Origin of the sequence: Bradyrhizobium sp. SZCCHNR1098, assembly GCF_032489375.1 — a bacterium.
Lineage (GTDB): Bacteria > Pseudomonadota > Alphaproteobacteria > Rhizobiales > Xanthobacteraceae > Bradyrhizobium.
The window spans coordinates 19,097-32,918 of sequence record NZ_JAUEXY010000023.1 but is presented as its reverse complement, the minus strand read 5'-3'; the positions used below and the strand labels follow the sequence as shown (position 1 = coordinate 32,918).

Sequence of the window (13,822 nt, the reverse complement as noted above, 5' to 3'; positions counted from 1 at the left end):
GCATCACAAATCTGTCACGGAGATTCTCATGTCGAAGCTCGAAATGCTGACCCCGCAGAACTGCGCGGTCGCGCTGATCGACTATCAGCCCGCGATGTATCAGGGCGTGCAGTCTCATGATCGCCTCGGCGTCTTCAACAACATCCAGATCGTCGCCAAGGCGGCCAAGCTGTTCAAGATCCCGACCGTGCTCACCACGGTCGCCAAGGACTCGTTCTCCGGTCCCTTCATGCCGGAGGTGACCGAGCTGTTTCCGGAGCACGACATCGTCGACCGCACGGCGATGAACTCCTGGCTCGACGCCGGCTTCCGCAAGCAGGTCGCCGCGACCGGCCGCAAGAAGTTCATCATCGCGGGACTCTGGACCGAGGCCTGTGTGCTGTTCCCGACGCTCGACATGCTGCGCGAAGGCTATGAGATCTACATCCCGGCCGATGCCTGCGGCGACCTGTCTCTCGAAGCGCACAACCGGGCGATGGATCGCGCGGTGCAGGCCGGCGCGGTGCCGATCACCTCGTGCCAGTTCGCCTTCGAGCTGCAGCAGGACTGGGCGCGTGCCGAGACCTATGACGGCATGATGGAGATCCTCAAGGCGCATTCGCCCTACGGCATCCAGATCCGCTTCTCGAAGTGGGCGCTCGGCGAGCACGCCTCGGAAGGCGGCGCAAAGTAGCCCTGGGACGAGCGATGAAGATCTATCTGTTCTCGCTCGGGGCGGGTCTGTTGGTCGGCGTGATCTACAGCCTGCTTCAGGTCCGCTCGCCGGCGCCGCCGCTGGTGGCGCTGGTCGGCCTGCTCGGAATTCTCGTCGGAGAGCAGGTGATCCCCGTGGGCAAGCAGCTCCTGAACGGCACCACGCTTGCTGCCGCGTGGCAGAAGGCGGCCTGCGCCACGCACATCTTCGGCATGCTGCCCGGCCATCACGGCCGGGCAGACACAACCATCGCTTCGGCGCGAGACGAGAAGACCTCATGACCGATCATCCCGACCTCATCCTGCATCGCGGCCTGTTCACGACGCTGGATCGCTCCAACCCGCAGGCGAGTGCTGTCGCGATCAAGGACGGCGTGTTCACCGCGGTCGGCCGTGAGCAGGACGTCATGAAGCTCGCTGGCCCGGCGACGAAGATCATCGACCTGAAGGGCCGGCGCGCGCTGCCGGGCCTGATCGACAATCACCTGCACATCATCCGCGGCGGTCTCAACTTCAACATGGAGCTGCGCTGGGACGGCGTGCGGTCGCTCGCTAACGCAATGGCGATGCTGAAGGCGCAGGTCGCGATCACGCCGCCGCCGCAATGGGTGCGCGTGGTCGGTGGCTTCACCGAGCACCAGTTCGCCGAGAAGCGGCTGCCGACCATCGATGAGCTCAACGCGGTCGCGCCGGACACGCCGGTGTTCCTGCTGCATCTGTATGATCGCGCCATTCTCAACGGCGCCGCGCTACGCGCCGTCGGCTACGACAAGGACACGCCAGAGCCGCCCGGCGGCGAGATCGCGCGCGATGCCCAGGGCAAGCCGACCGGATTGCTGCTCGCGAAGCCGAACGCCGCGATCCTCTATGCGACGCTCGCAAAGGGCCCGAAGCTGCCGTTCGACTATCAGCTCAACTCCACGCGCCATTTCATGCGCGAGCTGAATCGGCTCGGCGTCACCGGCGCCATCGATGCCGGCGGCGGCTTCCAGAACTATCCGGACGACTATGCCGTGATCCAGAAGCTCGCCGATGACGACCAGCTCACGATCCGGCTCGCCTACAATCTGTTCACGCAGAAGCCGAAGGGCGAGAAGGACGACTTCCTGCGTTGGACGCAGAGCTCGTCCTACAAGCAGGGCAACGACTATTTCCGCCACAACGGCGCCGGCGAGATGCTGGTGTTCTCTGCCGCGGATTTCGAGGATTTTCGCGTACCGCGGCCGGACATGCCGGCCGAGATGGAAGGCGAGCTCGAGGAGGTCGTGCGCATCCTGGTCCAGAACAAGTGGCCATGGCGGCTGCACGCGACCTATGACGAGACCATCTCGCGCGCGCTCGACGTGTTCGAGAAGGTGAATCAGGACATCCCGCTCGACGGGCTGCACTGGTTCTTCGATCATGCCGAGACCATCTCGGACCAGTCGATCGACCGTATCGCCGCGCTCGGCGGTGGCATCGCCGTGCAGCACCGCATGGCCTATCAGGGCGAGTATTTCGTCGAGCGCTACGGCTTTGGCGCGGCGGAGGCGACGCCACCGGTGAAGACGATGCTCGACAAGGGCGTCAAGGTCTCCGCCGGCACCGATGCGACGCGCGTCGCCTCCTACAATCCGTGGGTCTCGCTGTCCTGGCTGGTGACCGGCCGCACCGTCGGCGGCCTGCGACTGTATCCGCAGCGCAACTGCCTCGATCGCGAGACGGCGCTTCGGATGTGGACCGAGAACGTCACCTGGTTCTCCAACGAAGAAGGCAGGAAGGGCCGCATTGCGGTCGGGCAGTTCGCCGATTTGATCGTGCCGGATCGCGACTTCTTCTCCTGTGCGGAGGCCGAGATCGCCGACATCACCAGCGACCTCACCATGGTCGGTGGCCGCATCGTCTACGCAGCCGCCGCGTTCAAGCCGCTGGATGACGCCGCTCCGCCGCCGGCGATGCCCGAATGGTCGCCGGTGCGCCGCTTCGGCGGCTATGGCGCCTGGCTGGAAAAGGGCGACGATGGCACCGTCCGCGCCCAGGCGATGCAGATGTGCGGCTGCACCAGCGCGTGCGGCATGCATGGCCACGACCACGCGCGGGCATGGTCCTCCAGCCTGCCGGTCTCCGATCTCAAGAGCTTCTGGGGCGCGCTCGGCTGCGCCTGCTGGGCGGTCTGAGATGGCGGGGATGTCCGACACGCCGCGGCCGATCGCCGCGGTGCTCGACTGGCGCTGGCTGTGGCCCGCGGCGCGGGTCGCGCTGGTTTCAGCCTATCTGATCGGCGGCGTCCAGAAGTTCATGGACTTCCCAAGCGCCATCGCTGAGCAGGCGCATTTCGGCCTGCAGCCGGCGGCGCTGTGGGCGTCGGCCGCGATCGCCGTCGAGCTGATCGGCTCGGTGCTCGTCATCGCGAACAGGTTCGTCTGGCTCGGCTCCGGCGCGCTCGGTGTGCTCACGCTCGTTGCGATGCTCACCGCCAATGATTTCTGGCACATGGCCGGCCATGAGCGCTTCATGGCGCTGAACGCCTTCTTCGAGCATCTCGGCCTGATCGCCGGCCTCGTGCTCGTCTCGATCATCTCCTGGCGCGCGCGCCGCGCTTGATCCACATCTGCTCATTCGAGGTCGTCATGGTCCGTTCCCGTCATCTGCTCGGTGCCGTCATTGCCACCACGCTGCTCGCCGCGCCCGCTCTCGCCAAGGACGCGGCGCCGCTGATCGGCGTGGGCGCGCAATACGACACCACGCATGTCTACGTCGCGCCCGACGACGTCGAGAAGTTCGCTACCTCTTTCCTCGCCACCTTCGGCGGCCTGAGCACCAAGCAGGTGGTTGCGACGGTGACGCCTGCTCCGAGCAGCACGACCTCGCAGCTGCTGCAGACGCCGGTCGGGACCGTCTCGCTGTTCGGCTTCAAGACACCAATCCCGTACCCATTCGGCGCCGAGCGCACCGGTTATCTCGTCACCGATCTGGACGCGGCGATCAAGGCGGCCAGGACCGCCGGCGCCGACGTGGTGGTTGCGCCGTTTCCCGATCCGATCGGCCGTGATGCGGTGATCCAGTGGCCGGGCGGCGTCAACATGCAATTGTATTGGCACACGACGAAGCCGTCCTACGCGGCGTTCCAGACCGTTCCCGACAACCGCGTCTATGTTTCGCCCGATCGCGTCGAGGCCTTCACGCGCGCCTTCCTGCGCTTCTCCAAGGGCAAGGTCGTCTCTGAGGACCCCAAGGCGCCTGGGGTCGAGATCGGTCGTCCCAACGATCACTATCGGCGCCTCCGCATCGAGTCGGTGTTCGGGCGGATGACCGTGCTCGTGACCGACGGCCATCTGCCATATCCGTTCGGGCGCGAGATGACCGGCTACGAGGTCGCCGATCTCAAGGCGACCCTCGACAAGGCGAAAGCAACAGGCGCGACCGTGCTGGTCGAACCCTTCACCTCGGATAAGCGCGAACAGGCGGTGGTGCAGTTTCCCGGCGGCTATGTCGCGGAGATTCATGCGCCGTCGAAGTAGGGTATTGCTGCGATTCCCGAGAGGTGACGGATGGCGCGGGTCCTGAGAAAGACGGTGGTCGCGAGCGCGCTGCTCGGCGCGCTATGTGCGGCCACGTCAGCTCTCGCCGAGGACAACGCCTCACGTCCGGCGATCCGTACCAACCGCTGGCAGGAGGACTGGTCGGTGCTCGCCGATCCCGCGCTGCGCACGGCGCCATCAGATCCGATCAAGTACATCCCGCTGCAGCAGGATCATCCGCAGAGCTACGTCTCGTTCGGCATGAACCTGCGCGAGCGGTTCGAGAGCCTGGATGCCGCGAGCTTCGGCATCGGTGGAACGAAACCCGATCAGCATGTCCTGCAACGGCTGCAGATCCATGCCGACGCACATCTCAACGAGCACTGGCAGCTGTTCGTCCAGCTGGAGGACGACCGTGCCTTCGGCAAGGCCAAGATCACGTCCGTCGACCAGGACCCGCTCGACCTCCGGCTCGCCTTCCTCGCCTATGTCAATGCGACGGAGAAGGGCACCTTCAAGGCCCGGGTCGGGCGCCAGGATTTCGACTTCGACCTGCAGCGCTTCGTCTCGTCGCGCGACGGGCCGAACGTGCGCCAGTCCTTCGACGCGCTGTGGGCCGACTGGGAAAGCGGCCCATGGCGCTTCATCGGGTTCGTCAGCCAGCCGGTGCAATACAATCTGGTGCGCCCGTTCGACGATACGTCGAACGGATCGTTCCTGTTCCACACCTTCCGAATCGAGCGCCAGGTGCTCGGCACCAACGAGCTGTCGTCGTATTATTCCTACTATCAGCGTGACAATGCGCGCTTCCTCGACGCAGCGGGTGCCGAGCAGCGCCACGTGCTCGACATCCGCTTCGCCGGCAAGCTGGCGGGCTTCGACTGGGATCTCGAGGCGATGGGGCAGGCGGGCTCGGTCGGGACGAAGCAGATCCGCGCCTGGGGCGCCGGGGCGCGCGCCGGCTACACCTTCGCCGATTTGGCTTGGCAGCCGCGCATCGGCCTTCAGCTCGACGGCGCCTCCGGCGACCGCCATCCCGGCGACAGCAGGATCGAGACCTTCAATCCGCTGTTCCCGAACGGCTATTACTTCACGCTCGCGGGCTTCACCGGCTACACCAACCTGGTCCACCTCAAGCCGTCGCTGACGGTGAAACCCGCGACCGATCTGTCGTTCATGGCGGCCATCGGCCTGCAATGGCGCGCGACGACGGCGGACGCGATCTACGTCCAGCCCAATGTCGCAGTGGTCGGCACGGCCGGGCGGGGCAGCGCATGGTCCGGCGTCTACGCGCAGCTGCGCGCCGACTATCGCTTCAGCGCCAATCTCACCGGCGCGCTGGAAGCCGTGCACTACAAGATCGGTGATGCGCTGCGCCGCGCCGGCGGCCACGATAGCGATTACATCGGCATCGAGCTGAAATACGCGCTCTAAACAACGAAGGTAGGACCACACATGTCGCAATTCGTGTCCCGCAACGTTGTGCCGCTGCTGCTCAGCGTCAATGCCGGCTATGTCGACACGGCCGGCTTCCTGGCGCTGCAGGGCCTGTTCACGGCGCACGTCACCGGCAACTTCGTGACGCTCGGCGCGGCGCTGGCGCTCGGGACCTCGGGCGCGGTCGCCAAGCTGCTGGCGCTTCCGGTGTTCTGCGTGGTCGTGATCGCGACACGCCTGACCGGCACCTTGCTGTCGCGGCGGGGGGCGCGCGCCTTCGAGATCCTTATCGCGGTCAAGCTCGTGCTGCTGATCCTCGGCGCCGCGCTCGCGGTGCATTTCGGCGCGTTCCATGATGGCGACAGCCGCGAGGCGATCATCACCGGCATGGTGCTGGTCGCGGCGATGGCGATCCAGAACGCCGTGCACCGGATCCATCTGCCGACCGCGCCGCCCTCGACCCTGATGACCGGCACCACGACGCAGGTGATGATCGATCTCGCCGACAGGATCTATGTCGGTGACAAGGGCCAGGCGCCGCCGCCCGCGCGGCTCATGCAGATGGCCATCAACGTGCTCGCCTTTGCGCTCGGCTGCGGCGGCGCCGCGCTGCTGTTCGTGCGCCTGGGCAGCTGGTGCTTCGTCGTGCCACCGGTCGTTGCCGCGCTGGCTCTCGTCGTGCGTCTCGCCGGGCCGGAGCCGGCGCGCTGAGGACGCTGTCAGGTGCCGGTGCCGAGCGCTGGCTGCACGTTCGGCGCGGGGGCCGTTGGCGGCAACCGCGGCAGTGATGGCGCGACCTGGGTGTCGCCGTCGCAATGGACCGCGTAGAGCAGTCCGAGCGGGTTGCCGTGCTCGCGGAGAAATTCCCGGCGCAGGCTGAGGAACGTCTCACCCAGCGATACGCCGTCGAGAAAGCTCTCGAAGAAGCGCTTCGCCCAGGCCGTGGCGAAGATCGCCGGCGTCTTGCATTCCGTCCCAACCACGCCGCGCGCGCCCTTGGCCATGAAATACGGCACGAAGCCGTCGTAGAACGCCGGCGACAATTCGGCCGACTCGCAGGCGTTGATGAAGACGAGGGGATTGCCGGGAAGCAGCTTGCTGGTCGGGGCGTCCAAGCTGAGCTCGCCCAGCGTGATGCCGGCATCGGTCAGCACCAGGCTGGAGCCGTCGGGACCGCCGGGATCGTCGAGGCCGGTCGCCCGGGCGTGACAATAGAGGTAGAGGATCTGGTCGTTGGTGGTCTCGTCGGCCAGCGCCTTGACCAGCTCCTTGCTGGTCGTGCGCGAGACCACGTGGACGTTGCGGCGTGCCGCCTTCTCCGCGACCCAGAAGCGCTGCTGCTGGGCGACGAGGTCGGCGCCCATCTGCCGGTCGATGTTGTCGTTGACGTTGACGCTGATGCTGAGTTCGGGCTTGTCGCTGGGGATCAGGCAGTCGGAGACGCGCGGCGTGTTCTGCATCGGGATCTGCTCGATCACGTGGCGCATGCCGATGAAATTGTCCCAGTCGAGCTTGGCGCCGGCCGAGGCATCGCCGACATAGAGCAGGCCCCACGGCACCGTGGTCGCCTCCGCCACGATCTGCAGCTTCAGCCGCCTGGAGCGGTCGCTCGTCAGCTTGCGCAGGAATTCGCCGATGTCCTTGGAATCCTGCGCGGCGGCGGGGCCGAAGAACAGCTTCGTGAACAGCGCCGCTCCCGCGCGCGCCATGATCTTGAGCGCGGCGTCGCGGTCGGCATCGGCGATGTCGATCCCGCTCTGGAAGACGAAGGTGCCGGCCGCGTTCTGATAGGTCACGACCTTCATGAGCTCCTGACGCGCGATCTCGATCGACTTGGCGAGGTAGTCCGGCAGCAACGGCAGCCGGGCGCGCACCGTGACGGGCTTCCAGACGAGACAGTCGTAACCGCCCGCGATCGGCATGATCGACAGGCCGACGTCGCGCGGATTGAGTACGCTGGCGGAGGAATAGGGCCGGCCATGCGCGCCCTCGACGCGGGGCGAGGGCGCTGCGCCGACATCGATGACGAGGTCCATCTGCTGGACGAAATTGCCGTCCTTGTGGACCGTCGCCCGCAGCGCCGACGGGCCGAATTTCTTCGGCGACAGGTCGAACCGCGCCTTGTTGCGCGACTTGCCTGTGCGCGGCAGCCGCAGCGGGCGGCTCTTGTCCGACAGCTCGAAATCGTCGCTGTCGAGCTGGATGGTCAAGGTGACATCGGACGTCCCTTCCGGGAACAGTTGCTCGTCGGCCAGCGGCACCGACGAGACGCCGCTCTGCTGGATGTCGACGTCGAAAGCGAAGGTGTACCACTGGCCCGGCTTCAACGGCGCATCGAGATCCTCGAAGCCGGCGTTGATCCAGCGCTGCTCGCCGGGCGGATAGGCTTTGCGGTTCTCGAACGGGGGTGGCTGCGCGATCGGCGGCTCCGGCCCCCATTGCGGATATTGCAGCTGAACCTGCTGCTGCTGGTCTTCCTGCTGCCGTTGCTGCTGCTGATGCTGACCTTGCTCCCGCTGCTGCTGCTCGCGTTGCTGCCGCTGGGCCGGCTCGATCTGCTGCTGATCCTGCTTCTGCACATGCTCCGAAGTCCGCTCGAACGTCCGCTGCCGCCAGAGCTGCTGATCGAAGTGGCGGATGTCGCTGCCGAGCAGCCCGCCGCCCGGGCCGGGTTGCGGCCGCACGGCCATCGGCGCAGCCAGGATCGCAGCCCAGAAAGCGTGCGCCACTTCGGGGTGGGCGATGTCGCTGTGAGCGCCGGCCGCGCCGCCGCCGTTCCTGATGATGCGGCTCGCCTCGATGTTGTAGACCCGGCCGCTGCCGAAATTGTAGCTGAAGCCGACATCCTGGATCGGCATGTCGACGATCGCCAGGGGCTGGGTGCCGCGGACGCCGAAGCTGCCGATGGCGCCGTACAGCGGATAGTCGGTATCGAGCAGATATTGCTGCTTGAGCCGCGCTCCGAGCGGGTAGAACCATCCGTTGGCCCGGTCGTAGCTCGAGCGGGTGGTCACGAAGGCGCCGCGCACGAGCCCCTTGAGCAGTGTGCGCCGGAAATAGCCCTGCGTCGGCGCGGCCTGCGGAATGCTCTCGGCATAGCACCACAGCGACAGCGCACCTTGAACCAGGAACATCGTCTCGACCGGGCGCGGCAGCGCGCGGCCGTCGGGCGTGCCGGCGACGGCTGCCGACACGACGATGCAGCCGAAGCTGTGGCCCATCAGGTGAATCCGGGCCGTGGGCGCCGCCTGCTGCAGTCTGACGAGGACATCATGGGCGCCGGCCTCGCCGAACTGGCGCGCGCGATCCTTCATCTTCCAGAACGACAGGATGCGGAGCGGCGCCAGCAGCGCGTCGCGCAGATCATCGCCGAGGCCCAGCGTCCCGGCGGTTGCGTCGGCCGGCGCGCTCCGCGCCTCGCTCACGATCACGGATGGATCGAACCGGTCCTGCTCGGCGCCGGGGCGTCCGCTCGCATCGCCCATCGCAAGGCCGGCCGCGGCGAACAGCCTGAGATAGGCATCGCGCATCGAGTCCGGCAACGTGGCCGCCGCCGGCGCAATGCGCGCCTGCTCGAGGATCGAGCGGATGTCGGCGCGTGCCGCCGGGGTGTCGGCAATGCGGGCCGCATAGCGTTCCACCTCCGCCTCGAGCGATGCCGCCGACGTGTCGGCGGACAGCAACCCGCCGCCGCCCGATGGCAGCGTCTCGTCTCCGAACGGCAGGCTCGGCCAGTGCAGTCCGATGATGACGGGGGCAAAGCCGGGACGCTGCCGCGCGGCGGCGAGCCGATCCGCTTCGAGCGCCGCCATGGCGGCAAGCCAGCGATCATACTGCTCGATCGCCGCAGGGACGTCGCCCATCCAGCCATGGCTCAGCAGAAGAATATCGGTGACCGCCCCGCCCAGCGTCTGGAGGCGGTTCACCACCATCTCGCTCGCGAGCGAACCGTCGGCCTCTCGCCGCTCCTGCCCCGTCGCGTCGAAGGCGATGAGCACGTATTGCAGGTCTGAGCCTGGTACCTGACGGACGGGCATGCGTGCCTCGCAATATGACCATGTCGGCACCCGCCGTGGTGGTTGGTTGCCGGCCCTAACAATTTCTTATTATGCGTGTGTTGTATTTAGCCGAGTTGATCGAGTCAACGCGATGACGTGAGGCTGCAACCCCGGCTGCGTCACGCAGTTGATCCTGCTGACGGCGGATCGCGGTGAAGGCGCAGGTGATCGCGCGCCGGCGGCCTCCAATGACGAAAAGTTTAGCTGTCCGCATCGCGGTCCGCCATTGCATCCCATCTGCATGACCCCCAATTCTAGAAACGAAACGGTTCCGTTCTATTCAAGGAGACGTGATGACACAGCAAGCTCTGTCATCGGCTGAGGTCCCATCGGCGGCCAACGACGGTCCGGCGGTCTCGGCGCGCGATCGTGCCGTGCGGCAATGGCGCGGGGATGCCTCCGGCGAGACTTCGGAGCAGATCGAGGCCAAGGCGCCGGCTGCGGAGCCCGGCCCGTCGCCGACGGAGCACGGGCAGCGCCAGGAGGGGTCCCGGAGGAGCCTGATCCGGCGGCATCCGCTTGGGGCAGCGCTGGGTCTCGTGCTGCTGCTCGCCGTCGGCGCCGGCGGCTACGTCTACTACGATGCGGCCGGTCACTATGAGACCACCGACGACGCCTTCATCGCGGCCCGCCAGTTCTCCATTGCGCCGAAGGTCTCCGGCTACATCACCGCCGTCCCGGTCACCGACAACCAGCACGTCAAGGCTGGCGACGTGATCGCGCGCATCGACGATCGCGACTACAAGACTGCGCTGGCGCAGGCCGATGCGCAGGTGAAGTCGGCGCAGGCGGCGATCCGCAACATCGATGCGCAGATCGAGGTGCAGCAGGCGCAGATCACCGCGGGCCAGGCCCAGGTCGAGCAGGCCCAGGCCGGGCTGACCTTCGCCGAGCAGCAGGCCAAGCGCTATCAGGACCTCGCCCGCACCGGCTCCGGCACGGTGCAGAGCGAGCAGCAATACACATCGCAGCTCCAGCAGCAGAAGGCGGCGCTGACCTCGGCGCAGGCCAACCTCTCGGTCGCGCAGCGCCAGTTGGAGTCGCTGAAGGCGCAGCGCGAGAGCGCCGAGGCCAATCTTGCTCAGGCGCAGGCCCAGCGCGACCAGGCCCAGCTCAATCTGTCGTACACGACCGTGACCGCGGCGCAGTCCGGCCGCATCGTCAATCTCAGCGCCGCCGATGGTCAGTTCGCGGCCCAAGGGACGGCGCTTTCGATGTTCGTGCCCGATGAGGTCTGGGTCAGCGCCAATTTCAAGGAAACCCAGCTCGACCAGATGCGCCCCGGCGAGCCCGTGACTTTGGAAATCGATGCCTATCCCGAGCGGGAGATCCGTGGCCATGTCGCCAGCGTGCAGTCCGGCTCGGGCCCGGCCTTCTCGTTGCTGCCGCCGCAGAATGCGACCGGCAACTATGTCAAGATCGTGCAGCGTGTGCCCGTGAAGATCGAGATGGACGATCCGCCGACCGACGTCGCACTCGGGCCGGGCATGTCGGTGGTGCCGACCGTGCGCGTCGATCCCAAGCCGTCGCTCTATGAGCGGCTCAAGGCTGCGCTGTGAGAAGGCTGATGCCATGAGCGAGGCCGCCGCTCTCTCCGCGCCGCGCGCCGGCAGTCCCTGGATCATCGCGGTGCTGGTGGCGCTCGCGACCTTCATGGAGGTGCTCGACACCACCATCGCCAACGTCGCGCTGCCCTATATCGCCGGCGGCATGGGCGTCAGCCAGGACGAATCCTCATGGGTGGTGACGACCTATCTCGTCTCCAACGCGATCATCCTGACGGCGTCGAGCTATCTCGCCAAGCGTTTCGGCCGCAAGACCTTCTTCCTGCTCTGCCTCGGCCTGTTCACCGTGAGCTCGGTGCTGTGCGGCTTCGCCTGGAATCTGCAGGTGCTGCTGCTGTTCCGGATCATGCAGGGCCTCGGCGGCGGCGGCATGGTGCCGGTGGCGCAATCGATCCTGGCCGACTCCTTTCCCCCGGAAAAGCGCGGCCAGGCCTTCGCGCTGTTCGGCGTCGCCGTGGTCGTGGCGCCGGTGGTCGGCCCGACGCTCGGCGGCTATCTCTCCGACAACGCGTCGTGGCACTGGTGCTTCCTGATCAACGGCCCTGTCGGTGTTGCGGCAATGATCCTGATCGGACTGATCCTGAAGGAGCCGGCCTCAGTCACGGCGGAGCGTCGCAAGCAGGCGCACGGCTTCGATGTCGTCGGATTCCTTCTCGTCGCGACCTTCCTCGGCGCGCTCGAACTGATGCTCGATCGCGGCCTGGAGGACGACTGGTTCGACTCGCGCTTCATCATGGTCACCGCCGCGGTCTGCGTCGCGGCCTTCATCGCCATGATCCCGTGGGAGATGAACCGGAAGAATCCGACCGTGGACGTCCGCATGCTGGCGTCGCGCCAGTTCGGCGCCAGCTTCCTGGTGATGCTGGCGACCGGCGCGATCCTGCTCGGCACCACGCAGATGCTGCCGCAGATGGTGCAGCAGGATTTCGGCTACACCGCCACCTGGGCCGGCCTCGTGCTGTCGCCGGGCGGCCTCGTCACGATGGCGATGATGTTCGTCGTCGGACGCCTCTCGGGCAAGGTGCAGCCGAAATACATGATCATGACGGGCGCGGCCGTCGTGGCGTTCGCGATGTACGACCTCACCCGGGTCTACGCCAATGTGGATTTCTGGTTCTTCGCCGAATCCCGCATGCTGATCGGAATTGGCCTGCCGCTGATCTTCCTGTCGATCACGACCGCGTCCTACAACGGCATCCCGCCTGAGAAGACCGATCAGGCCTCGGCGCTGATCAACGCCGCGCGCAACACGGGCGGCTCGATCGGCGTGTCGCTGGCGGCCAACATCCTGGCGCACCGTGCGCAGTTCCACCAGAGCCGGCTGGTCGAGAATGCGATTCCGTCCAATCCGGCCTATCAGGACACGCTGCACCAGATGACCAACTACTTCACCGCCCACGGCAGCTCGCTCGTGCAGGCTCAGCAGCAGGCGCTCGCATGGATCGGTCAGACCATGCAGATGCAGTCGTCGCTGCTCGCCTATGTCGACGTCTACTGGGCGCTGATGCTGATCTCGCTGTCGGCGATTCCGCTGGCGCTGACGCTCCGCAAGGTCAAGCTCGGCGGCGGGCCGGCGATGGCGCATTGAGTAGGCACTGTTGTTCGGCTGTCATTCCGGGGCGATGCGCAAGCATCGAACCCGGAATCTCGAGATTCCGGGTTCAGCCCTGGCGGGCTGCCCCGGAATGACGGTCAAGAACATCAGGGGCGCTCACACCGCCTCGTCGGCGATGCCGTTCCGCAACAGTCCGATCTTGTCGATTTCGACCTCGACGATGTCGCCGGGCTTCATCCACAATGGCGGCGTGCGGCGGGAGCCGACGCCGCCAGGGGTGCCCGTGGCGATGACGTCGCCGGGCTCGAGCCGGGTGAACGACGAGCAGTATTCGATCTGGCGCGGGATATCGAAGATCATCTGGCTGATCGTGGCGTCCTGAACGACCTCGCCGTTGAGCCGGGTCTGCAGCCTGAGCGGGCCGAGATCGTCGATCTCGTCGGATGTGACCAGCCACGGGCCGAACGCGCCGGTCGCGGGAAAATTCTTTCCCGGCGTGAACTGGTGGGTGTGGCGCTGGAAGTCGCGGACGCTGCCCTCATTGTAGCAGGCATAGCCGGCGATGTGCTGCCAAGCCTCGCTGCGCGGGATGTAGCGGCCGGGCTTGCCGATGACGATGGCGAGCTCGCCCTCGAAATCGAGATCGGTCGAGACGCGCGGGCGGATGATGTCGGTGAGATGCCCGGTCTGGCTGTTGGCGAAGCGGCCGAACACCGTGGGGTTCTCGACCTCGGAGCGGCCGGTCTCCTTGCGGTGCGTCTCGTAGTTCAGGCCGATGCAGAGGATCTTGTCCGGGTTCGGGATCACCGGCAGGAAGCTGATGGCGGAGAGCGGATACCGCCTCGCGCCCGAGGCCGCTGCGGCCGCCTCCTTCAGCGCGTCCGCTGCGATCGCCGATTTCAGGTCGGGGAAGCGGTCGCGCAGGATAGCACCGAGATCGGCGATCTCAGTGCCCTCGACCAGTCCCCAGGTTGACGCATTGTCGATGGTGAAGCTTGCAAATCTCATCCGATG

Annotated in this window: 11 protein-coding genes; 9 read left to right on the top strand and 2 right to left on the bottom strand. The window is 66.5% G+C overall.

Annotation, left to right across the window (positions count from 1 at the left end; translation table 11 throughout):
* The first annotated feature begins 28 nt into the window (after positions 1 to 28).
* From QX135_RS32230 to QX135_RS32200, 7 genes are read left to right on the top strand one after another with little or no spacing between them, the layout of a single operon-like run.
* Complete coding sequence (locus QX135_RS32230) at positions 29 to 673, top strand: hydrolase (RefSeq protein ID WP_315712755.1); 645 nt, start codon at positions 29 to 31, stop codon at positions 671 to 673.
* Positions 674 to 687: 14 nt separating this feature from the next.
* Positions 688 to 975: a XapX domain-containing protein gene (locus tag QX135_RS32225; RefSeq protein WP_315758377.1), complete on the top strand. Its 288-nt coding sequence runs from the start codon at positions 688 to 690 to the stop codon at positions 973 to 975.
* A complete protein-coding gene (locus QX135_RS32220; protein WP_316182663.1) occupies positions 972 to 2,849 on the top strand; it encodes an amidohydrolase in 1,878 nt (625 codons plus the stop codon). The genes QX135_RS32225 and QX135_RS32220 overlap by 4 nt, the downstream gene beginning before the upstream one ends.
* A 1-nt stretch (position 2,850) precedes the next feature.
* Complete coding sequence (locus QX135_RS32215) at positions 2,851 to 3,276, top strand: DoxX family protein (RefSeq protein ID WP_315738866.1); 426 nt, start codon at positions 2,851 to 2,853, stop codon at positions 3,274 to 3,276.
* Positions 3,277 to 3,302: 26 nt separating this feature from the next.
* Positions 3,303 to 4,193 carry a glyoxalase gene (locus tag QX135_RS32210; protein WP_315738865.1) on the top strand — a complete coding sequence of 297 codons (891 nt, stop codon included), beginning with the start codon at positions 3,303 to 3,305 and terminating at the stop codon, positions 4,191 to 4,193.
* A 30-nt stretch (positions 4,194 to 4,223) separates the two neighbouring features.
* The gene (locus QX135_RS32205; protein WP_315777148.1) at positions 4,224 to 5,627 is read left to right on the top strand and encodes an alginate export family protein; all 1,404 of its coding nucleotides are present in this window, start codon (positions 4,224 to 4,226) and stop codon (positions 5,625 to 5,627) included.
* Between the two features lie 21 nt (positions 5,628 to 5,648).
* Entirely contained in the window at positions 5,649 to 6,341 is a 693-nt protein-coding gene (locus QX135_RS32200; protein ID WP_315738863.1) for a YoaK family protein, read from the top strand.
* 8 nt (positions 6,342 to 6,349) lie between these two features.
* On the opposite strand, the gene QX135_RS32195 is transcribed toward QX135_RS32200, so the two are convergent.
* Positions 6,350 to 9,667: a CHAT domain-containing protein gene (locus QX135_RS32195; protein WP_316234486.1), complete on the bottom strand. Its 3,318-nt coding sequence runs from the start codon at positions 9,665 to 9,667 to the stop codon at positions 6,350 to 6,352.
* A 314-nt stretch (positions 9,668 to 9,981) separates the two neighbouring features.
* Between QX135_RS32195 and QX135_RS32190 the strand changes: the two genes are divergently transcribed.
* Together QX135_RS32190 and QX135_RS32185 are read left to right on the top strand one after the other, a co-directional pair.
* On the top strand, positions 9,982 to 11,247 hold the full coding sequence (locus tag QX135_RS32190) for an HlyD family secretion protein (RefSeq protein ID WP_315782664.1): 1,266 nt from the start codon (positions 9,982 to 9,984) through the stop codon (positions 11,245 to 11,247).
* Between the two features lie 13 nt (positions 11,248 to 11,260).
* Positions 11,261 to 12,841, top strand: coding sequence for a DHA2 family efflux MFS transporter permease subunit (locus QX135_RS32185; protein ID WP_316234485.1), 1,581 nt, complete (start codon positions 11,261 to 11,263; stop codon positions 12,839 to 12,841).
* Positions 12,842 to 12,964: 123 nt separating this feature from the next.
* Here QX135_RS32185 and QX135_RS32180 read toward each other — a convergent pair whose 3' ends face one another.
* The gene (locus tag QX135_RS32180; protein ID WP_316234484.1) at positions 12,965 to 13,816 is read right to left on the bottom strand and encodes a fumarylacetoacetate hydrolase family protein; all 852 of its coding nucleotides are present in this window, start codon (positions 13,814 to 13,816) and stop codon (positions 12,965 to 12,967) included.
* Between the last annotated feature and the right edge of the window lie 6 nt (positions 13,817 to 13,822).

Excerpts from the sequence above, each read along its gene's own strand:
- QX135_RS32230 (WP_315712755.1), top strand. The coding sequence starts at position 29 with ATGTCGAAGCTCGAAATGCTGACCCCGCAGAACTGCGCGGTCGCGCTG.
- QX135_RS32185 (WP_316234485.1), top strand. The coding sequence starts at position 11,261 with ATGAGCGAGGCCGCCGCTCTCTCCGCGCCGCGCGCCGGCAGTCCCTGG.
- QX135_RS32190 (WP_315782664.1), top strand. The coding sequence starts at position 9,982 with ATGACACAGCAAGCTCTGTCATCGGCTGAGGTCCCATCGGCGGCCAAC.
- QX135_RS32195 (WP_316234486.1), bottom strand. The coding sequence starts at position 9,667 with ATGCCCGTCCGTCAGGTACCAGGCTCAGACCTGCAATACGTGCTCATC.
- QX135_RS32205 (WP_315777148.1), top strand. The coding sequence starts at position 4,224 with ATGGCGCGGGTCCTGAGAAAGACGGTGGTCGCGAGCGCGCTGCTCGGC.
- QX135_RS32210 (WP_315738865.1), top strand. The coding sequence starts at position 3,303 with ATGGTCCGTTCCCGTCATCTGCTCGGTGCCGTCATTGCCACCACGCTG.
- QX135_RS32180 (WP_316234484.1), bottom strand. The coding sequence starts at position 13,816 with ATGAGATTTGCAAGCTTCACCATCGACAATGCGTCAACCTGGGGACTG.
- QX135_RS32200 (WP_315738863.1), top strand. The coding sequence starts at position 5,649 with ATGTCGCAATTCGTGTCCCGCAACGTTGTGCCGCTGCTGCTCAGCGTC.
- QX135_RS32215 (WP_315738866.1), top strand. The coding sequence starts at position 2,851 with ATGGCGGGGATGTCCGACACGCCGCGGCCGATCGCCGCGGTGCTCGAC.
- QX135_RS32225 (WP_315758377.1), top strand. The coding sequence starts at position 688 with ATGAAGATCTATCTGTTCTCGCTCGGGGCGGGTCTGTTGGTCGGCGTG.
- QX135_RS32220 (WP_316182663.1), top strand. The coding sequence starts at position 972 with ATGACCGATCATCCCGACCTCATCCTGCATCGCGGCCTGTTCACGACG.